Origin of the sequence: Vibrio sp. V10_P2A27P122 (assembly GCF_963874335.1) — a bacterium.
GTDB lineage: Bacteria > Pseudomonadota > Gammaproteobacteria > Enterobacterales > Vibrionaceae > Vibrio > Vibrio anguillarum.
Map to the genome: position 1 here is coordinate 1 of NZ_CAWNHY010000269.1, position 19,956 is coordinate 19,956.

At 46.7% G+C, this 19,956-nt stretch carries 17 protein-coding genes; 8 read left to right on the plus strand and 9 right to left on the minus strand.

Going from position 1 to position 19,956, the window contains the following annotated elements:
• The 7 genes from AACQ17_RS13925 to AACQ17_RS13955 form a co-directional block, all read right to left on the minus strand.
• A partial coding sequence (locus AACQ17_RS13925; protein ID WP_094167717.1) for a GNAT family N-acetyltransferase occupies nucleotides 1-463 on the minus strand: 463 nt, incomplete at its 3' end.
• Nucleotides 464-686: 223 nt separating this feature from the next.
• Nucleotides 687-2,564, minus strand: coding sequence for a propionyl-CoA synthetase (locus AACQ17_RS13930; protein ID WP_094147063.1), 1,878 nt, complete (start codon nucleotides 2,562-2,564; stop codon nucleotides 687-689).
• A gap of 27 nt (nucleotides 2,565-2,591) precedes the next feature.
• Entirely contained in the window at nucleotides 2,592-3,782 is a 1,191-nt protein-coding gene (gene prpF / locus AACQ17_RS13935; protein ID WP_094147062.1) for a 2-methylaconitate cis-trans isomerase PrpF, read from the minus strand.
• Nucleotides 3,779-6,385, minus strand: a complete 2,607-nt coding sequence (gene acnD / locus AACQ17_RS13940; RefSeq protein WP_094147061.1) for a Fe/S-dependent 2-methylisocitrate dehydratase AcnD — start codon at nucleotides 6,383-6,385, stop codon at nucleotides 3,779-3,781. The genes prpF and acnD overlap by 4 nt, the downstream gene beginning before the upstream one ends.
• 119 nt (nucleotides 6,386-6,504) lie before the next feature.
• On the minus strand, nucleotides 6,505-7,632 hold the full coding sequence (gene prpC, locus AACQ17_RS13945) for a bifunctional 2-methylcitrate synthase/citrate synthase (protein ID WP_013856951.1): 1,128 nt from the start codon (nucleotides 7,630-7,632) through the stop codon (nucleotides 6,505-6,507).
• A 26-nt stretch (nucleotides 7,633-7,658) separates the two neighbouring features.
• The gene (prpB, locus tag AACQ17_RS13950; protein WP_094147060.1) at nucleotides 7,659-8,555 is read right to left on the minus strand and encodes a methylisocitrate lyase; all 897 of its coding nucleotides are present in this window, start codon (nucleotides 8,553-8,555) and stop codon (nucleotides 7,659-7,661) included.
• A gap of 113 nt (nucleotides 8,556-8,668) precedes the next feature.
• A complete protein-coding gene (locus AACQ17_RS13955) occupies nucleotides 8,669-9,379 on the minus strand; it encodes a GntR family transcriptional regulator (RefSeq protein WP_094126991.1) in 711 nt (236 codons plus the stop codon).
• Nucleotides 9,380-9,649: 270 nt separating this feature from the next.
• On the opposite strand from AACQ17_RS13955, the gene AACQ17_RS13960 reads away from it, so the two are divergent.
• The 7 genes from AACQ17_RS13960 (at nucleotide 9,650) to AACQ17_RS13990 (ending at nucleotide 16,623) form a co-directional block, all read left to right on the plus strand.
• Nucleotides 9,650-10,480 carry a hypothetical protein gene (locus tag AACQ17_RS13960; RefSeq protein WP_094147059.1) on the plus strand — a complete coding sequence of 277 codons (831 nt, stop codon included), beginning with the start codon at nucleotides 9,650-9,652 and terminating at the stop codon, nucleotides 10,478-10,480.
• A gap of 250 nt (nucleotides 10,481-10,730) precedes the next feature.
• Nucleotides 10,731-11,702: a Bug family tripartite tricarboxylate transporter substrate binding protein gene (locus tag AACQ17_RS13965; protein WP_094147058.1), complete on the plus strand. Its 972-nt coding sequence runs from the start codon at nucleotides 10,731-10,733 to the stop codon at nucleotides 11,700-11,702.
• Between the two features lie 202 nt (nucleotides 11,703-11,904).
• Nucleotides 11,905-12,402 carry a tripartite tricarboxylate transporter TctB family protein gene (locus AACQ17_RS13970; protein ID WP_010318351.1) on the plus strand — a complete coding sequence of 166 codons (498 nt, stop codon included), beginning with the start codon at nucleotides 11,905-11,907 and terminating at the stop codon, nucleotides 12,400-12,402.
• A 9-nt stretch (nucleotides 12,403-12,411) separates the two neighbouring features.
• Entirely contained in the window at nucleotides 12,412-13,938 is a 1,527-nt protein-coding gene (locus AACQ17_RS13975) for a tripartite tricarboxylate transporter permease (protein WP_017046152.1), read from the plus strand.
• Nucleotides 13,939-14,078: 140 nt separating this feature from the next.
• Nucleotides 14,079-14,780 carry a response regulator gene (locus tag AACQ17_RS13980; protein WP_094147057.1) on the plus strand — a complete coding sequence of 234 codons (702 nt, stop codon included), beginning with the start codon at nucleotides 14,079-14,081 and terminating at the stop codon, nucleotides 14,778-14,780.
• A 27-nt stretch (nucleotides 14,781-14,807) separates the two neighbouring features.
• Nucleotides 14,808-16,109 carry an ATP-binding protein gene (locus AACQ17_RS13985; RefSeq protein ID WP_094147056.1) on the plus strand — a complete coding sequence of 434 codons (1,302 nt, stop codon included), beginning with the start codon at nucleotides 14,808-14,810 and terminating at the stop codon, nucleotides 16,107-16,109.
• Nucleotides 16,110-16,254: 145 nt separating this feature from the next.
• Nucleotides 16,255-16,623: a diacylglycerol kinase gene (locus tag AACQ17_RS13990; protein WP_094167718.1), complete on the plus strand. Its 369-nt coding sequence runs from the start codon at nucleotides 16,255-16,257 to the stop codon at nucleotides 16,621-16,623.
• 101 nt (nucleotides 16,624-16,724) lie between these two features.
• Here the strand turns inward: AACQ17_RS13990 and AACQ17_RS13995 are convergent, their stop codons facing one another.
• Nucleotides 16,725-17,816, minus strand: coding sequence for an alkene reductase (locus tag AACQ17_RS13995; protein ID WP_198300489.1), 1,092 nt, complete (start codon nucleotides 17,814-17,816; stop codon nucleotides 16,725-16,727).
• Nucleotides 17,817-17,939: 123 nt separating this feature from the next.
• On the opposite strand from AACQ17_RS13995, the gene AACQ17_RS14000 reads away from it, so the two are divergent.
• Complete coding sequence (locus AACQ17_RS14000; RefSeq protein ID WP_047689171.1) at nucleotides 17,940-18,872, plus strand: LysR family transcriptional regulator; 933 nt, start codon at nucleotides 17,940-17,942, stop codon at nucleotides 18,870-18,872.
• Between the two features lie 93 nt (nucleotides 18,873-18,965).
• Here the strand turns inward: AACQ17_RS14000 and mglC are convergent.
• Nucleotides 18,966-19,956, minus strand: a 991-nt coding sequence (gene mglC, locus AACQ17_RS14005) for a galactose/methyl galactoside ABC transporter permease MglC (protein WP_094167719.1), incomplete at its 5' end; no start/stop codon positions are given.

Sequence of the window (19,956 nt, forward strand, 5' to 3'; positions counted from 1 at the left end):
TTCTTAACCAATGTATATGCGATGAAAAACCAGAACGTTGATAAAAAGATTGCGCTCCTTGGTTAAAATCCCACACTTCGACAAATACTTGGGTAATACCGTACTCTTTTAATGTCTGTTCCATTTTTTGAAACAGCTGCTGTGCGATATGCTGCTGACGATATTGTGGCTCAACGTAAAGCTCATCAATACTGCCCATTGGTACCGCTTTGCTCACGCTTGAAATTAACTCGCAAAAGTGACCCGATATAAATCCCACAATTTGACTGTCTATTTTGGCAACGTAAACCAAACATTCCGGATCATCTAAATAACGAGCAATACTTTTTTCTTGTTCAATCTCTTCTGCTGTTTTGAAATGCTCAGGGCAAGCAAGGTGATGCTCATGATGAAGGTCATACATCAACTGATTCAGTTGCGGTAAATCACGATCACAAGCAGGAGTTATGATAACTAACGACATATTTCGCGCTCTGAATGAATAAAGCTTTGGCCGTGATTCTATAAGATAGTGATTAAAAAATATATCTTCATGCGTAGTGTTTTTGGTCGATTGAGCGCTAATCTCGTCTTAGAACTAAGACAGATGAACTAAGAGAAACAAATAAAATGCGGATTGCAAATTGGCAATAAAAACGCCTCATTCATCTGAGGCGCCTCAATTAATCGTCAACTATAGGTAGCCGCTAGTGATGGAGCGCTTTTTCTAACTCACTCAAGCTCATTGGGTCATCAATTGTTGAAGGGACAGCATACTCTTCGCCATCGGCAATTTGTCGAATGACGCGACGCAGAATTTTACCAGAGCGCGTTTTGGGTAAACGATCAACAATTAACGCATGCTTAAAGCACGCTACCGCACCAATTTCACTGCGCACTTTGTTAACAAGTTCTTGTTCCAACTCGCGCTCATCCACCTTAACGCCATCTTTGAGTACCACCAACCCTAGCGGCAACTGCCCTTTCAGCTCGTCATACACTCCGACGACAGCACATTCGGCAACCGCAGGATGAGCACCGACGATTTCTTCCATCTCCCCCGTAGATAAACGATGGCCTGCAACGTTTATCACATCATCAATTCGCCCCATGATGAAGAGATAACCCTCTTCATCCAAATAGCCACCATCACCAGAAACATAGTAACCGTCAAATTGAGCAAGGTAACCGGACTCAAATCGTTCGTGATCTCGCCATACCGTCGCTAAACAACTTGGTGGTAAGGGGCGTTTCAACGCCACAAACCCTTGTTGATGGGCAGGCATCACTTCACCTAGCTCATTGAGAATCTCAACCTGATAGCCGGGGATCGGTTTCGTTGCTGACCCCGCTTTAATTGGCATAGACTCAAGCCCTATCGGATTTCCAGCAATCGCCCAACCAGTTTCGGTTTGCCACCAATGGTCAACTACTGGCTTTTGAGTGTGCTGTTCTACCCATTCAAGTGTCGGCGGGTCAAGACGCTCTCCGGCCATAAAAATAGTGGTTAAAGTGGATAAATCATAATGTTTGAGTAGATCGCCATTGGGATCTTCTTTTTTGATGGCGCGAAAGGCGGTAGGCGCAGAAAAAAGCACGTCCACCTTATACTCTTGGCACACTCGCCAAAATGCAGCCGGATCCGGTGTGCGCACTGGTTTACCTTCATACAAAATAGTGGTGCAACCGTGAATCAAGGGCGCATAAACAATGTAAGAGTGACCGACTACCCACCCCACGTCCGACGCAGCCCAAAAAACACCTTGTTGAGGCATATTGTAGATGGTTGACATGGAGTACTTCATCGCAACCGCATGACCACCGTTGTCGCGCACCACCCCTTTGGGTTTGCCTGTTGTACCTGATGTGTAAAGAATATAAAGCGGATCGGTCGCCAAAACCGGCACACAATCATGCGGCGGCGCTTCTTTAACGGCTCGATTCCACTCTAGATCTCGCTCATTATTTAAGTCAGCCACATGCTCCGAGCGTTGTAACACCACCACTTTTTCCGGCTTCCATTTGCTGTCTAAAATGGCACGGTCAACTAAGGGTTTGTAGGGTAAAATCTTATTGATTTCGATACCGCAAGATGCCGTCATGATCACTTTCGGTTCAGCATCTTCAATACGCACCGCTAATTCATTGGGTGCAAAACCGCCAAAAACGACAGAGTGAATCGCGCCAAGCCGTGCACAAGCGAGCATCGCCATCACTGCTTCCGGGATCATTGGCATATAAATGATCACCCGATCGCCTTTAGCAACACCTTGCATTGCCAACATTCCCGCCACTTTCGCTACCTGATCTCGTAATTGCGTATAGCTGTATTGACGCTTTCTTCCGGTTACTGGGGAATCATAAATCAGCGCGGTTTGCTCACCTCGCCCCTGCTCACAATGGAAATCTAACGCCAACCAACAGGTATTGAGTACACCATCGGTAAACCAGCGTTCAATGCCATGCTCATCTTTTTGTAAGATAGTTTGGGGAAACTCAAACCACTCAATCTGCCGAGCTTGAGCCTGCCAAAATGATTCAGGTTCAGATTGAGCCCATTGATATTCCTTTAAATATGCCGACATAACATTTCCCTTAACATGATTTGAGGCTTAACGATGAACTCGCACCCAACCTTCCATTAACACCCGCGCGCTGCGGCTCATACTGGCTTTCTCTATTCCCCAATGACCCTCTCGTAAAACGGCTTTAGCGCCCACTTTCAGCGTACCGGATGGATGACCAAAAGTGACCGATTCTTTTGCTCCACCGCCCGCCAACATATTCACTAACGTTCCAGGGACACTGGCCGCTGAAGCGATGGCCACGGCGGCCGTTCCCATCATCGCATGATGCAGTTTTCCCATAGACAGCGCGCGCACCACAATATCGACATCGTTCGCCGATACCGCTTTATCACTGGATGACAAATAGGATTGCGCTTTTGCTACAAACGCTACTTTAGGCGTATGTTGGCGCAGTTGGGCTTGTTCAATATGCTCAATCAAACCCATTTTCACAGCGCCATAAGCGCGAATCGATTCAAACATCGCCAAGGCATGATCATCATTGTTGATCGCCTCTTGCAGCTCAGTACCTTGATAACCGATGTCGTGTGCATCGATAAAAATCGTCGGAATGCCCGCATTAATGAGCGTTGCATTCAAGGTTCCCATGCCGGGGATTTGCAGTTGGTCGAGCACATTTCCGGTTGGGAACATCACACCGCTATCATCGGCAGGATCGAGAAAATCAACCGCAATTTCGGCGGCGGGAAAAGTCACCCCATCAAGTTCGAAATCACCACACTCTTGCACTTCACCCTGTTCAATTGGCACATGAATAAGAATGGTTTTGCCAATGTTGGCTTGCCAAACGCGAACCGTCACTACACCGTTATTAGGGATCCGTTCTGGGTCGATAAAACCGCTGTGAATCGCAAATGGCCCTACTGCCGCAGAAAGGTTACCGCAGTTGCCGCTCCAATCTACGAACGCTTTGTCTATCGAAACTTGGCCGAATAGATAATCGACATCGTGATCGGCTTGCTCACTTTTGGAGAGAATCACGGCTTTGCTGGTGCTAGAACTTGCGCCGCCCATGCCATCAATTTGTTTGCCATAAGGATCGGGGCTACCAATGACACGCAACAGCAGTTGATCTCGCGCCTCTCCCGCTTGCTGAGCCTCTTTGGGTAAATCTTCAAGCCGAAAAAACACGCCCTTACTGGTGCCGCCGCGCATATACATCGCCGGAATTTTTAATGAGTTACTCACCTGATACTCCTTTATCCTTAGCGTCATTGAGCCAGAAAATCTTGCGCAAAACGCTGCAATACGCCACCAGCCTGATACACACTGACTTCATCAGCCGTGTCTAAACGACAGGTCACCGTAACCTTCTGCTGTTCGCCCTTATTTGCGCCTTGCGTACGCGTGATCACCAAGGTTAAGTCGACGCTCGGCTTAATATCTCCCACCACATCATAAAGCTCAGTACCATCGAGTTGCAGTGTGTGGCGGTCTGTTCCCGTTTTAAATTGCAGTGGCAGAACACCCATCCCGACTAAATTCGTGCGATGGATCCGTTCAAACCCCTCGGCAACAATGGCTTCAACTCCCGCCAAACGTACACCTTTCGCCGCCCAATCACGTGACGAACCTTGCCCATAATCGGCCCCAGCAATAATGATCAATGGCTGCTTACGATCCATATAAGTCTCTATCACTTCCCACATGCGGGTAACCAAGCCTTCAGGTTCAATACGCGCCAACGAGCCTTGCTTTACTTTGCCCTCCTCTTGCACCATCTCATTGAACAGTTTGGGGTTAGCAAAAGTGGCGCGTTGCGCGGTCAGATGGTCACCACGATGCGTGGCATAGGAGTTAAAATCTTGCTCCGGAACGCCCATTTTGAGCAAATATTCCCCAGCGGCACTGGTCGCTAAAATAGCGTTCGATGGCGATAAATGATCCGTAGTGATGTTGTCACCTAAAATCGCCAAAGGTCGCATGGCTGACAACCGACGTTCACCCGCTAACGCACCTTCCCAATAAGGCGGACGACGGATATAAGTGCTCATGGGGCGCCAATCATAAAGTGGCTTTTGTTTGACCATGTGCTCATCTAATTTAAACATCTGAATGTAGATTTGTTTGAACTGTTCGGGCTTAACATGACGCGCCACCACATCATCGATCTCTTCATCGGTTGGCCATAAGTCATTGAGGTAAATCGGCTTGCCTTGCGCATCTATTCCCAACGCGTCTTTTTCAATATCAAAACGAATCGTACCCGCAAGTGCATACGCCACCACCAATGGCGGAGAGGCAAGAAAAGCCTGTTTCGCATAGGGATGAATGCGGCCATCAAAGTTTCGGTTACCTGATAGCACAGCCGTCGTATAGAGATCGCGTTCAATGATTTGCTGCTCAATCCTAGGATCAAGCGCGCCACTCATGCCATTACAGGTGGTGCATGCATAAGCGACGATGCCAAAACCGAGCTGTTCTAGTTCAGGCAGCAGGCCTGCTTCCTCTAAATAAAGTTTGGCTACTTTTGAGCCCGGTGCAAAGGAGGTTTTGACCCAAGGTTTGCGAACCAAACCCAATTGATTAGCCTTTTTCGCCAGCAACGCGGCGGCCACGACATTGCGCGGATTACTGGTATTGGTGCACGAAGTAATGGCGGCGATGATCACTGCGCCATCAGGTAATTCGCCTTCTTTGGTTTGCCACGCCCCCGCAATACCGCGCTCGGTCAGTTCGCTTGTCGGCAAACGGCGATGAGGATTCGAAGGCCCGGCTAAATTGCGCTGTACACTTGAGAGATCAAACTCCAGCACCCGTTCGTATTGCGCTTCAATCAAATCATCGGCCCATAAGCCGGTTTGCTTAGCGTACTGTTCAACCAAGGCTACTTGCTGTGCGTCTCGACCCGTGAGTTTGAGATAGTTGATGGTTTGCTCATCAATATAGAACATGCCTGCGGTTGCACCATATTCAGGTGTCATATTGGAAAGCGTTGCGCGATCGCCAATCGTCAATGCGCGAGCGCCTTCTCCGAAAAACTCCAGATAACAAGACACCACGCGCTGATTTCGCAAGAACTCCGTAATGGCAAGCACAATGTCGGTCGCGGTGATCCCCGCTTGGCGTTGACCGGTTAGTTTAACGCCGACAATATCGGGCAGACGCATCATCGAAGGCCGACCTAACATCACTGTTTCAGCTTCTAACCCACCGACGCCAATCGCCAACACACCTAATGAATCGACATGAGGAGTATGGCTGTCAGTACCGACACAAGTATCTGGAAATGCTAAGCCGTTTTTCACTTGGATGACGGGCGACATTTTTTCTAAGTTAATCTGGTGCATGATGCCATTGCCTGCCGGAATAACGCTGACATTTTCAAAGGCGGTTTTGCACCATTCGATAAAGTGAAAGCGATCTTCATTGCGGCGATCTTCAATCGCACGGTTTTTTTCAAACGCGTCAGCTTCGAAGCCGGCATGTTCAACCGCGAGTGAGTGATCGACAATCAGTTGCGTTTCCACCACAGGGTTTACTTTGGATGGATCACCGCCTTGCTGAGCGATCGCGTCTCTTAACCCCGCCAAGTCCACTAAAGCGGTTTGCCCTAAAATGTCGTGGCACACCACACGCGCCGGATACCACGGGAAGTCGAGATCGCGCTTACGCTCAATCAGCTGTTTCAGCGAATCAACCAATGTGTGCGGCTCACAGCGGCGGACTAAGTTTTCCGCCAGTATTCGTGAGGTGTAAGGTAGCCGATCATACGCTCCGGCTTGGATATCATTGACCGCTTGTCGTGCATCAAAATACTCCAGCGCGGTCGCTGGTAATACTTTTTTGTATTGGCTGTTGATCGTTTGATGACTCATCAATTCCACCCATAAAACTGTCTATTCGAAACATTGTCTATTCAAAACATCGTCTAGCGAGCTAGGTTTTACCTGCCATCAAACCATACACCAAAGGAGCATGGCTTGATTTCATCCCATTAACGCTGCTCTATTGGTATCCACTCTTGATGTTCAGGACCGTCATAATCGGCACTTGGGCGAATAATTCGGTTATTAGCGCGCTGCTCAAACACATGAGCGGCCCAGCCGGTTAATCGACTCATCACAAAAATAGGGGTAAATAATGGCGTAGGAATACCCATAAAATGATAGGCCGAAGCGTGGAAGAAATCCGCATTACAAAATAGGCCTTTCTCACGTTTCATCACCGCTTCAACACGTTCTGATACCGCGTACAAATGCGTGTCGCCCACCGCTTCAGATAACGCTTTTGACCAACGTTTGATCAATGCGTTACGCGGGTCACTTTCACGATAAATAGCATGACCAAAGCCCATAATTTTGTCTTTATTAGCCAACATTTGCAGAATATTGGCCTCAGCTTCGTCCGGTGTTTGCCAGCGTTCGATCATCGCCATCGCCGCTTCATTGGCTCCACCATGCAACGGGCCACGCAGTGTGCCAATCGCCCCAGTTACGCAAGAGTGAATATCTGACAGCGTAGAAGCACAGACGCGCGCGGCAAACGTTGATGCATTAAACTCGTGCTCTGCGTACAGAATCAATGAGCAATGCATCACCTGCTTGTGCAGCTCGCTCGGTGCTTTTCCTGTCAGCATTTTTAAGAAGTAGCCACCAATGCATGCTTCGCTTTGATCTTCAGTGTCAATCCGGATACCTTGGTGGCTGAAACGATACCAATAACAGATAATAGCGGGGAAAAGTGCCAACATCCGTTCGGTCGCACTCAACTGCTCAGCAAAACTGTGCTCGGTTTCAAGGTTGCCTAAAACTGAACAGCCAGTGCGCATTACGTCCATTGGATGTGTACTGGCTGGCAGCAGCTCTAGCGCGGCTTTTAACGGCTGCGGTAAACCTCGTAATCCCATTAAGCGGGTTTTGTACTGGTCAAGTTCACTTTGATTAGGTAAATGGCCAATCAATAACAGATGAGCGACCTCTTCAAACTGTGCATGGTTGGCAAGATCGGTGATGTCATAACCTCGATAAGTTAGACCCGTCCCCGTTTTTCCGACAGTACATAAAGCGGTGACTCCCGCGCTTTGACCGCGCAGACCTGCGCCGCCCAGTGGTGCGTTTGACATGTTGAACTCCTTTTCCTTTGTTTTTATTATTCCTTTGATGAAAAAAGCTCGTCGAGCTTATCTTCGTAATCGTGGTAATTGAGATAGTCATACAGCTCGCTACGGGTTTGCATGCTATCGAGCAAAGCTTGTTGGTTGCCCTGCTCTAATAAATGGCGATAGACATTCTCAGCTGCTTTATTCATCGCACGAAACGCACTCAATGGGTAAAGCACCATATCCACTTTCACTTGAGCAAGTTCTGCACATGGGTAGAGCGGCGTCTGCCCAAACTCAGTAATATTGGCTAAAATCGGCACTGACTTACCACAAGCTGCGCTTAGCGCGGTGGAGAAACGATCGTACTGCTCAAGAGTGGTCATCGCTTCGGGGAAAATCATATCGGCTCCGGCCTGCACGTAAGCAATGGCACGTTCAATGGCGCTATCAATGCCTTCCACCGCTAACGCATCGGTGCGCGCCATGATCACAAACTCTGGGTTCACTCGTGCATCTACCGCGGCTTTTACGCGGTCAACCATCTCTTGCTGGCTGACGATCGCTTTATTAGGGCGGTGCCCGCAGCGTTTCTGCGCAACTTGATCTTCCATATGCACGGCAGCAGCGCCCGCTTTCTCCATCGCTTTGATAGTGCGAGCAATGCTAAATGCGCCGCCAAAACCAGTATCAATATCCACCAACAAAGGCAAATCACACGCATTGGTGATGCGCTCAACATCCACCAGCACGTCATTTAATGTGGTGATACCTAAATCGGGCAAACCATACGAAGCGTTAGCGATGCCACCACCCGACAGATAAATGGCTTGGTGGCCTAAACGTTTGGCCATCATTGCGCAATAGGGATTGATCGTGCCGACAATCTGCAGTGGATCATTTTGTTGAACAGCGAGTCTAAATTTCGCCCCCTGACTTAAGCTCATGAGATTCTCCTAATCAGTCGCTTGGTTATCGCCCTTATTCAAGGCCGCTCTATGCGTGGTTCTTGGTTTTCTTCATTGCAGGCATGATTATTTTCTGCCCGCCGCCCTGTGGCTTACTCTTTTACTATCTGCTGTTCAATCAAGATTCGACTGCCCGAAATATGGCGTCGCATCAACATCTCAGCCAGTTCTTCATCGCCGTTTTTGATCGCTTGTAGAATGTATTTGTGCTCATCCAACGCCTCCTTCGGACGTGAATGTGAGCGTGGCGATTGATAACGATACATGCGCAGTAAGTGATAGAGCTCATCACACAATAAAGTCACTAATTTATGATTACGGCTGGCTTTGATGATGCGGTAATGAAAGTCAAAATCACCGTGTTGATGAAAATAGGAAGCCCCTTCGACTTGCTCAATATGATTCGAATGTGTCGACAATAACGCCTCTAGCCCTTGTAATTCAGAGGACGAAATGTTGCGCGCCGCTAACCTTGCCGCCATACCCTCTAACGCTTCGCGTACTGCATAAAGCTCCACCAACTTACCGGGTGACAACTCAATGACTCGCGCACCCACATGTGAAACACGTTCGATCAACCCCAAGCCTTCCACACGCATTATCGCTTCACGCAGTGGCCCACGGCTGACTTGAAAACGTTTGGCGAGTTCGGGTTCTGAAATCTTGCTGCCCGGTGCTATACGCCCTTCAACAATCGCCTCAATCAGATACTCCGTAAGGTTTTCCGATTTGGTGTTCTCTTTTTCTCGTTCAACAGCGTGTGATTTTGTATCAGTACTGTTTAGTGTTAGTGCACTATTCATCTTGTTATCGCTCACAGGTTGGCTTCATGCTGAGACGCAAAGCACTCACACACTTATATGTGTTAACAATTATTAAAATTTATTGTTAAAATAGACCATAAAACCATCGATAATCAATAAAATTGTCGACACATTAGACTAATGTATAAGAAACTTAATGATTAAATTTGAACCAGAAGATAAAACTCTGTGAGCTTGAAAAGAGAAAAGTGTCGATTTCGCAGATAGAATAAGCAGTGCAACCCATTACCGATGACACGGCCGTCACTTATGAATCTTTGCAAGAGAATCACGCACTCTCCTTTTGGTTACGCTCTCGCCTGCTCGTTGCTCTTATCTGGATGCATTGCTTACAACAGTAAACCGAAAAATCCGCGCAGCTACCCACTACTGAGTGAGGCGATCTATTCTGAAGATGATCTTTCATTGGCAGACAACCCAAATATTATTCGCACGGCAATAGAGCAGAATCAATCGGTTACGATCAATGACCTCAACGCGCTAACAAGCCAGTTACCTATTGTTTTTCCTGAATTAAATTTACACCTTGAGCAAGAACACTCATTTGATGCTCGCTTATTTCAAAGCGCAGTAAAGCAACTTGTTGCTCAATTTGCTTGTGAATTGTACAGCAGCCAGCAAATGCCCGATTCGGTTCAAATGTGTGCAAACGATGGCCGTGTAACACCGAACAACTTAGGTTATTTGCCTTTCCAGCAAGGCAAGTATTCGGGTGAGCGCTTAACGGTTCATCGACATTCTCTACCGCAAGGTTCTCAATCGCAAAGTGTAGCTGTTGATCTCTATCTTAAAAGCACATCGGAGCGACCACTGAGTTCAATATGGGGCTCGACGCATACTTTAGGGCGGTTCCATGGATCGCACTTTTCATCGGACAGTGTGGTACTCACCGTCTACTTCGAAGGGCATGTGTTAGATGAGCGTCATCAATGGCAAGCCCAATATCCCGAACCTTTGATCTTTTTCTTACTGCTGCCCAGTATCACGACCTTACTTCAACAAGGTAATGACGCCTCAGCTGCGCAATTTGCAATGAATAACACCCGATTACTGCTAGTAGATAGTGAGACAAGACGCTAACGAAGACTCGTCACACAACGCAGCAAAATAACGCTGTGAACTTTATGAACAAAAACGTTTTTATGCCCTATATTGTTTTTATCTACGCATTAGAGACAAACCCGTAACAGGTTATTAACTTAACGTATCTGCATTAGATCATTGATGCAGTCATGATAACAACGATAAGCACCCTATCTCCGCCTGTAGCATTCAATCACAAACGCTCCAAGGTAAAGATGAAGATGCGCCCTACATAAGGAACGTGAATATGTTTAAGCAGTTCAAACCAACCCTCACTGCATCCATACTGGCTGCAACCTTTTCTGTTAGCAGCTTCGCCGCTGATATTGAGAAACTTCACATTTTAGTACCCGGTGGCGCGGGTGGTGGTTGGGACATGACGGCTCGTGGTACAGGTGATGTACTGATGAAAACCGACATTGTCGGCAATGTGTCTTACCAAAACTTATCCGGTGGCGGTGGTGGTACAGCGATTGCACACCTAATTGAAACCGCAGACCGCCAAGAAGATACCTTGATGGTCAACTCTACACCGATTGTTGTTCGTTCTTTATCCGGTGTTTTTCCACAATCCTTCCGCGATTTAACACCGATTGCCGCCACCGTTTCTGATTATGGCGCTATCGTTGCTGCGGGCGATTCAAAATACAAAACGTGGGAAGATGCGGTTGCCGATTTCAAAGACAACCCGCGTAAAGTCAAAGTCGCTGGCGGTTCTGCTCGTGGCAGTATGGATCACTTAGTCGCCGCAGCCGCTTTCAAAGGGCAAGGGTTGGATCCAAAAGAAGTTCGCTACATCGCCTATGACGCGGGTGGCAAAGCCATGGCGGCACTGCTTTCTGGTGAAACACAACTGCTTTCAACAGGCTTAGGTGAAGTGCTTGAAATGTCCAAGTCTGGCCAAGTGAAAATTTTGGCGATCACCGCCCCTAAACGTTTGGAATCTGCCCCGAATATTCCAACATTAACTGACTATGGCAACCCAACCGTCTTTGCTAACTGGCGCGGCTTCTTCGCAGCCCCAGGGATCAGCCAAGAGAAGATTGATCAATGGAACGCAGCATTAGCGAAAATGTACACCACCGATGAATGGAAAATCGTCCGCGACCGCAATGGTTGGATCGATAATTATCAAGCGGATAAAGAGTTTTACGCCTTCTTAGAAGCCCAAGAGAAAGAGATGGGTGATCTGATGCGTGAGCTCGGTTTCCTGAAGTAAGGTCGCTAAGGGGACAGTTCCTTGCCTTGTCCCCGCTAGCAACACTTTTGCCGTGTGCAGTTATGCTCAATACTCCTTTGTTTATCAGGCAAATATGAATAGGAAAACCTCCATACACCTATCCCTTTGCCCTTAGTTAATCAATTCATTAACTCGCTGCTACACGGCTCTTTTCTCCCCTATTTTTACCATGGAGTTGGATATGTCGGATCTGCCAACCAAATTTTTCAGCAAAGAATATTTACTGTGCCGCGATCGCGTTGGCGCGTTGATCTTCCTTGTTCTTAGCCTTTGCTACGGCTATCAAACGACTCAAATACCGATGTTTCCCGGTGATGAATACGAACCGTTTAACGCCCAAACCTTGCCGACTCTGCTGACTTACGCTGGAATTGGCCTCTCTTTGTTGATGCTGGTGTTAGGGCAGCCCGATAAACAAAGCGGCGCGGTATTGCACTTCAACTGGAAATTGTTGATTGGTTTTTTGGTGTTGATGGCGCTGTACGGACTTGGTCTAACCTATTTAGGCTTCGTACTGGCCACCAGTTTCTTTCTACTCGCTGGCTTTTATATTTTGGGTGAAAGACGCAAATCAGTGTTATTTGGTGCTTCTTTTCCCTTTGTCATCGCGTTTTATCTGCTGCTTACTCAAGGTTTGGACATCTACCTTGAGCCCGGCGTTATTTTCACACTCTGGTAGGAACTGATTATGTTAGATGGAATTTTACAAGGGCTTTCTACCGCCATGATGCCAATGAACATCTTCATGGTGATTGTGGGCTGTTTCGTTGGTACTTTTATCGGCATGTTGCCCGGGCTTGGCCCGATTTCGGCCATCGCGTTGATGATCCCGATCACCTATGGCCTTGAACCATCTTCAGGTTTAATTTTAATGGCCGGCGTTTATTACGGCGCTATTTTTGGCGGCTCCACTTCCTCCATTTTGATTAATGCTCCCGGATGCTCAGCAACCGTGGTCACCGCGTTTGATGGCTACCCCATGGCGCAAAAAGGCCAAGCTGGTAAAGCGTTAGCCATCGCCGCTTACGCCTCTTTTACCGGCGGAACCTTGTCAGCGATTATGCTCTTGGTCGCAGCGCCTGCACTGGCCAGCGTGTCACTGAGTTTTCAATCCTCTGACTATTTTGCGTTGATGCTACTCGGTCTATCGGCGGTCGCCGCCTTTGCTGGAAAAGGACAGGTCCTTAAAGCATGGATGATGGTTGTTCTTGGCTTGATGCTCTCTACCGTTGGTATTGATAAAGGCGTTGGTGTGGAACGTTTTACCTTTGGCTTAACTGATTTAATGGACGGTTTTAGCTTCCTCTTGCTGGCGATGGCGACATTCGCTTTAGGCGAGACATTAATGGGTATTTTAAAACCAGAAAACGACACGCGTACAGATGAACAGAATAAAATCAGCAACTTGGGCAGTATGAAAATCACCAAAGCAGAATTTAAAGAAGCGGCTCCCGTTTCAATTCGTGCTTCCATTTTAGGTTTTTTCACCGGCGTGTTGCCCGGCGCTGGCGCAACCATCGCCGCATTTTTGAGTTATGGTATGGAGCGCAGCTTAGCGCCCAAAGATAAAAAAGAAGAGTTCGGTAAAGGGTCTTTGCGTGGGCTTGTTGCACCAGAGTCAGCCAATAACGCCGCCTCTAGCGGATCTTTTGTTCCGCTGTTGACACTCGGCATTCCCGGCTCTGGCACCACAGCGATCATGCTTGGAGCCCTGCTCTCTTACGGCATTCAACCTGGCCCTCGTTTATTTGTTGATCACCCCGATGTCTTTTGGTCTGTCATCATCTCAATGTATCTCGGTAATATTGTACTGATCATCCTTAACTTGCCGCTTATTCCATATATTTCAAGGCTATTGGCGGTGCCAAGAACCGTATTGCTGCCGATGATTTTGTTCTTCTCAATCACCGGTGTTTATTTGGTTTCGTTTAACACTATGGATGTTTACGTAATGTTGATCGTCGCGATGGGGGCGATTGCTCTACGGTTAGCCAACTTCCCGCTGGCACCACTGCTGCTTGGCTTTATTTTGGGTGGATTAATGGAAGAGAACCTTCGCCGCGCGTTGATGATCAGCGATGGGGAGTTAAGCTTCTTGTGGGAACGTCCGATCACTTTCGTGTTTACCGTGCTTGCAGTTGTGATGTTGACTAGCCCACTTGTGGTGATGCTGGCGAACAAACTTCGCTCTTCACCGACCAAAGCAGTTGAATAACAAGAGATTGTATCAATAGAAACTCATCCAACCATACAAAGACCTAGCGAAAATGCTGGGTCTTTGCTTTACTATGCACTTCAAATTTTTCCAATGTCAGCGATTGTCATGTCGTTCATCGTACCTATCTAGGAGTCTCCATGACGGATAGACACTCTTTAATCATCGTTGAAGATGATCTAAAACTCAGAGAAATGTTAACAGAATACTTTGAAAGTCAAGATATTAGCGTCATTGCTCTTGCTGAAGGTGCCAAAGCGAGCGCGGTCATTTTAGAGCAACAACCAGATATCGTGTTACTGGATTTAATGCTACCCGGTGAAGATGGGCTGACAATTTGTAGACAGATCCGTCCTATGTACAACGGTAAGATATTGATGCTAACCGCCAGTGATGACGATTTTGATCACGTTGCAGCACTGGAAATTGGTGCCGATGATTTTGTGACAAAGCCGATTAAACCACGCGTCTTGCTTGCAAGAATGCGTATGCTACTGCGCAGAGTCGACAACGAGCCAATTCAAACCGCGAAAACCGTGCTTGAATTTGGGGCCTTGTATCTCAATCAATCTCGACATCTGTGTGAAATGAATGGTGAGGCCGTAGCGATGACCGACAGCGAATTCGACTTGCTGTGGCTACTGGCATCAACACCAGATCAAGTCCTATCACGGGATGTATTAACCAAAGCGTTACGCGGGATTGAATACGATGGGCTTGATAGAACCGTCGATAACAAGATTGTCATTTTGCGTAAAAAACTCGGTGATGATTCTTCCACACCGAAACGCATTATTACGGTCCGAGGGAAAGGATACCTTTTTGTACCAGACACGTGGTAATGACCACGTATTTTAGAAGAAACCTGTATGCGTCGTATCTACGTTGAATCTTTTGTTGGTTTATTGCTCTTTTTTTTAGCGACACTCATTACCATTGAACTGGTCGTTTACCAGCTTGGTACTGACTACGATTACGTACTTGAAGATTATCAAGCTGAAGCATTTCATGACTTGGTCACTCGTATTTATCAGCATGAAGGTGAAGCCAACACCTTAAATGTACTAAAAAAATATGCCGATAAAACACGACAACTGATAGAGACGCATACTGAAAAGACCTTACCCTCAGATGTGCGAGCGTTTTTCTTTACCACCGCCCCCAATGCCTACACCTACTACGATGATGACCGTTTTTTATGGCTGCGCCTGACGTCCACCTCACCAATTTACAGCTTTAAACCCGATGAAGAATCACCACTGAGGCAAGCCATTTTCTTCGCAGATAATCTCTCACTTTTGCTGCTTGTCGTCGGCTTTGCACTGTACTGTGTGTTGCTGATCTGGTTCATCAGTCGGCGAGTGCGTGAATTGGAAAAAGTGACCTTAGCCTTTGCCGCTGGTGATCTAACCGCTCGCGCCTCCATCAAAAGCGGCGATAAAGTCGGCTCTTTAAACAAAAGCTTTAACTACATGGCGAGCAAAATTTCCGCCTTGGTGCTCAGCAATAAAGCGCTGAGTAATGCCGTGGCTCATGAGTTACGCACTCCTATCTTTCGGATCCAATGGCAAGCAGAAATGTTGGCCGATGAATCTCTGACACCAAAACAAGCGGCGAAAGTCGCCAGTATCATCGAAGATACCGAAGAGATGGAAACGATGGTCGATGAACTTCTTTACTACGCGAAAGTTGAAAGGCCGGAGAACGAACTCAATATGCAGACAATTCAGCTCAATTACTGGCTCGAACCGATACTAGATAAATGGCGTAGCAACAGCGTAGTCGAGATCCAGTTGCTGCCATTAGCACAAGTCGCCACTTTACAAGTCGATCCATACCTTCTCAAAAGAGCTCTGGATAATTTATTGGGTAATGCTCAGAAATACGCCAAAAGCAAAATAGCCGTTGAAACCTCCGTGCTCAACGCAGGTCAAGCAGTGCAAATTGATATCCATGATGATGGAGAAGGGATTGACCCGCAACACTGGCCATTCATTTTTGATGCTTTTTACAGCGCGGATCTCTCACGTGGAGAGCGACAATCAGGCTTCGGATTAGGCTTGGCCATCGTCAAACAGATCGTTTTACGCCACAACGGCCAAGTATCGGTGGCTAAAAGTGTGTTCGGAGGCGCTTGCTTTACTCTTGTACTACCCGTGGTGGGCGTTTAATATCGGGCCACTTAAGAGAATCAGTGAACTGACGTCATTGATTCTCTTTTTTAACATGAGGGTGCGGGGCGAAGGCTATTTTACGTCTACACGTAATTCACTCATGCCCATTGTCATAGTTATTCATTATTAGGTTGTTCATTTTATGAAACCAGGTCGTACGGGTATAAAGCGTCTGTTTTATGCCACAGGTTATTCAATACAAGGGCTGAAAGCCGCGTGGCTAAACGAAGCCGCTATTCGACAAGAAACTGTCACTTCAATTTTGTTGATTACCATTACTTTCTTTTTGCCTGTCACTAAAATTGAGCAAATCATGATGATTGGTTGCTTAGTCTTAGTTGTGATTGTGGAGTTGATGAATTCCGCCGTGGAAGCCGTGGTTGACCGCATCGGTAACGAATGGCACGAACTCAGTGGCCGCGCCAAAGACATCGGTTCAGCTGCCGTACTGATCGCGTTGATATTTTCAGCATTCACATGGATGTTTATTCTGTGGCCTTATTACCTTTAGCGTATCATTTTGCGCGTTAATGGCTCATTGTTTTATAACGGCCAACCAGTTGTAAAAAAGCCAGCAGAATCATAGAACAAACGACTGCTGGCTATCTCGATTTAGGAATGGTTTGGATAATCTGTATATCCCTTAGTACCTCCACCAAATAAGCAACTTGGATCAAATGCCGATAATGTACGGTTCATTTTCAAACGCTCGACTAAGTCTGGATTCGCAATAAAGGGACGCCCAAATGCGACTAAGTCAGCGTAGCCATTTTCCAAGATTTGGTTTGCTCGCTCAACGTCATATCGGCCTGCAACAATAATGGTATTGGTGAACAGCTCACGTAAATGTCGGCGAAAATCTTCAGGGATTTGTGGAGCATCATCCCAATCAGCTTCTGACAAATGCAGATACGCAATACCGAGTTTCTGTAATTGCTCCGCCGCTTGCAAAATCGTTGGGACGATATCTGGGCAGTTCATATCTTTAAATGTGATGTAAGGCGCCAAGCGAACTCCAACTTTGTCAGCACCAACCTTATCAATGATTGCACTCACAACTTCCATAAGAAAACGTAAGCGGTTTTCTCTGCTGCCACCATATTGATCAGTGCGATGATTCGAATTGGTTCGCAAAAACTGATCGATCAAATAGCCATTACCACCATGAATTTCGACGCCATCAAAGCCAGCCGCAATCGCATTGTGTGCAGCATTAGCAAAATCGCGTACCACTTGGTTAATCTCTTGCAATGTCATTGCTCTTGGTTCAACGCATTCCATCATCTCACCGGCACTCCCCGGCTGTGCAATCCAGACTTTGGTATCGACTGGAGCAATAGCTGAAGGAGCCATCGGCTTTTGACCTTGTTGAAAAACAGGATGCGATACTCGCCCTACATGCCATAGCTGATTCACTATTTTTCCTCCGCGATCATGCACGGCTTGAGTGACCTGCTGCCAACCCACTATTTGTTCTGGCGTGTATATGCCAGGAGTAAATGAGTATCCTTGGCTATCGTCTGATATTTGTGTTGCTTCAGTAATAATCAGACCAGCACTCGCTCGCTGAGCATAATATTGCGCCATGATGTCGTTGGGAACATTACCCGGTTGACTTGTCCGAGCACGCGTCATCGGGGCCATTACCAGCCGGTTATTCAAAGAAAGTGGACCGATTTGTATCGGGGAAAATAAGCTACTCATCATTCAATCGCTCTGTATTGGGTTGTTATCCATAGGCTATAACAAAAGAATCACTAAATAATCTAGCTATAATTAAAAAGAGTATTTAGGATTACTTAACAATAACTGCGATATAGAATCTTAATGAACAAATTATTGAACATGGAGGTCTTTGTTGCCATTGTTGAGCAACAAGGGTTGGCGGCCGCCGCAAAAGCCATCAATATGTCCGCCGCTTCAGTCACACTAAAACTGCAAGAGCTTGAACGCCACTATGGCGTGAAATTGCTGCAAAGAACCACACGTAAAATTGCATTGACGGAAGCCGGCGAACGTTTCTATCCATTATGTTTACAAACCTTAGCCAACATCACTGAAGTCGAGTCTTCGCTATTCGCCGAGAAAACACACTTGGAAGGCAATATAAAAATTTCAGCACCCAAAGATCTCGGGCGACAACATTTGCTGCCACTGCTCGACTCCTTCTTAGCAAGACATCCTAAAATTGTGCCTCAGATTACCTTTAGTGACAGTGTGTTAGGGATATATGAAACAAAACTTGATTTGGTATTGCGTTACGGCACACTCAAAGATAGTCAATTGGTTTCCAGAAAATTAGCAACAAGTCGCCGCGTTCTTTGTGCCTCACCCGCATATTTAGCGTGTCATGGTCAACCGACGCACCCAGAGGATCTCAAACAGCATGCTTGCTTGGGTATGCTACGCAAAAGTGAATCATTAACGCGTTGGTCTTTTCTTAAAGGAGATGTCGTTCAAGATATTCTGATCAAACCATCACGTTTGTCTAATGATGGCGAAGTGATTCGTCAGTGGGCACTCGAAGGCGCAGGTATTGCACTCAAATCACAACTCGATATTCAACCCGACCTCAATGCTGGGAAACTCGTTCTTCTCTTGGAAGATTATCGGCAAAGTTTTAGTTCACACGATTTGGCCACAGGATCGGACTTGCATCTGCTCTATCCTAATCGTGATCACCAACCGTCACGTATCAAAATATTGATCGAGGAGATTGTGCGCTATTTTGAAAAACGTACGCTTCCTACTGGGCAATAGCAAAAGAGCGCCGATAAAAGCGCTCTTTGTTTATTTTATTTCGACAATTTTCGGCGATTAAATGTCGAAAATTGTATTTCTGCTCTTAGGCGGCTATTTCTTATTCGCGTACTTCATTGAGTCCAACGCGACAGCGAAAATAATAATGCCGCCTTTAATGATGTACTGCCAGTAAGGGCTCACGCCAATGTAGGTCATACCATAGTTGATCACAGTGAAGATAAGCACACCCGTGACCACACCCGCAATGCTTCCGACACCGCCAGCAAATGACACGCCACCCACAACACAGGCTGCAATCGCATCCAACTCGTACAGGAAGCCAAGGTTATTGGTCGCACTGCCGATACGGCCAGCTTCCAACATACCGCCAAACGCATAGAACACACCCGATAAAGCATACACTTTCAGTAGCGTCAATGGCACATTAACACCAGAAACTTTTGCGGCTTCTGGGTTACCACCGACCGCGAAAATGTTCTTACCAAAAACGGTCTTATTCCACAAAATCCATGTAAAAATAATCGCGATAATGGCGTAGAAGGTTATGTACGAAAACCTAAAATCTCCAAATCGAATAAAACCTTGAGTGAATGAAGAGAAACGCTCATCAAAACCTGCAATTGGAGATGCACCCACCGAATCGTAGTAGAGAGAGTTAATCCCGTAGACGATGATCATGGTGCCTAATGTGGCGATAAACGGCGTTACTTTTAAATAAGCAACAATCACACCGTTCACTAAGCCGATGATCGCGCCGATCGCGCACACACAAAGAATCACAGCCACAATCGGCACGTCACCAATGCTGGGGAATACTTTGTTGACGTTATCAATTGATTGTAAAAGTGTTGCCGAAATTACAGCGGCTAAACCCACTTGACGTCCAGCAGAAAGGTCGGTTCCTTGCGTTACAATCAGCCCCGCCACACCCAATGCAATAATAACGCGCACTGAAGATTGCGTTAATATATTACTAAAGTTGCGTAAACTTAAAAATGATGGCTCCTGAATAATAATAATTGCCAGAAGAATAAATAGAACCGCATAGATCGCACCTTCCTTTAGGTGCTTCATTGCAAAT

Bases quoted from the DNA above. Each gene is read 5' to 3' on its own strand.
- prpB (WP_094147060.1), bottom strand. From the start codon at position 8,555: ATGAGCTTAAGTCAGGGGGCGAAATTTAGACTCGCTGTTCAACAAAAT.
- prpF (WP_094147062.1), bottom strand. From the start codon at position 3,782: ATGACGCTAAGGATAAAGGAGTATCAGGTGAGTAACTCATTAAAAATT.
- acnD (WP_094147061.1), bottom strand. From the start codon at position 6,385: ATGAGTCATCAAACGATCAACAGCCAATACAAAAAAGTATTACCAGCG.
- prpC (WP_013856951.1), bottom strand. From the start codon at position 7,632: ATGTCAAACGCACCACTGGGCGGCGCAGGTCTGCGCGGTCAAAGCGCG.
- AACQ17_RS13975 (WP_017046152.1), top strand. From the start codon at position 12,412: ATGTTAGATGGAATTTTACAAGGGCTTTCTACCGCCATGATGCCAATG.
- AACQ17_RS13990 (WP_094167718.1), top strand. From the start codon at position 16,255: ATGAAACCAGGTCGTACGGGTATAAAGCGTCTGTTTTATGCCACAGGT.
- AACQ17_RS13930 (WP_094147063.1), bottom strand. From the start codon at position 2,564: ATGTCGGCATATTTAAAGGAATATCAATGGGCTCAATCTGAACCTGAA.
- AACQ17_RS14000 (WP_047689171.1), top strand. From the start codon at position 17,940: ATGAACAAATTATTGAACATGGAGGTCTTTGTTGCCATTGTTGAGCAA.
- AACQ17_RS13960 (WP_094147059.1), top strand. From the start codon at position 9,650: ATGAATCTTTGCAAGAGAATCACGCACTCTCCTTTTGGTTACGCTCTC.
- AACQ17_RS13985 (WP_094147056.1), top strand. From the start codon at position 14,808: ATGCGTCGTATCTACGTTGAATCTTTTGTTGGTTTATTGCTCTTTTTT.
- AACQ17_RS13970 (WP_010318351.1), top strand. From the start codon at position 11,905: ATGTCGGATCTGCCAACCAAATTTTTCAGCAAAGAATATTTACTGTGC.
- AACQ17_RS13980 (WP_094147057.1), top strand. From the start codon at position 14,079: ATGACGGATAGACACTCTTTAATCATCGTTGAAGATGATCTAAAACTC.
- AACQ17_RS13965 (WP_094147058.1), top strand. From the start codon at position 10,731: ATGTTTAAGCAGTTCAAACCAACCCTCACTGCATCCATACTGGCTGCA.
- AACQ17_RS13995 (WP_198300489.1), bottom strand. From the start codon at position 17,816: ATGAGTAGCTTATTTTCCCCGATACAAATCGGTCCACTTTCTTTGAAT.
- AACQ17_RS13955 (WP_094126991.1), bottom strand. From the start codon at position 9,379: ATGAATAGTGCACTAACACTAAACAGTACTGATACAAAATCACACGCT.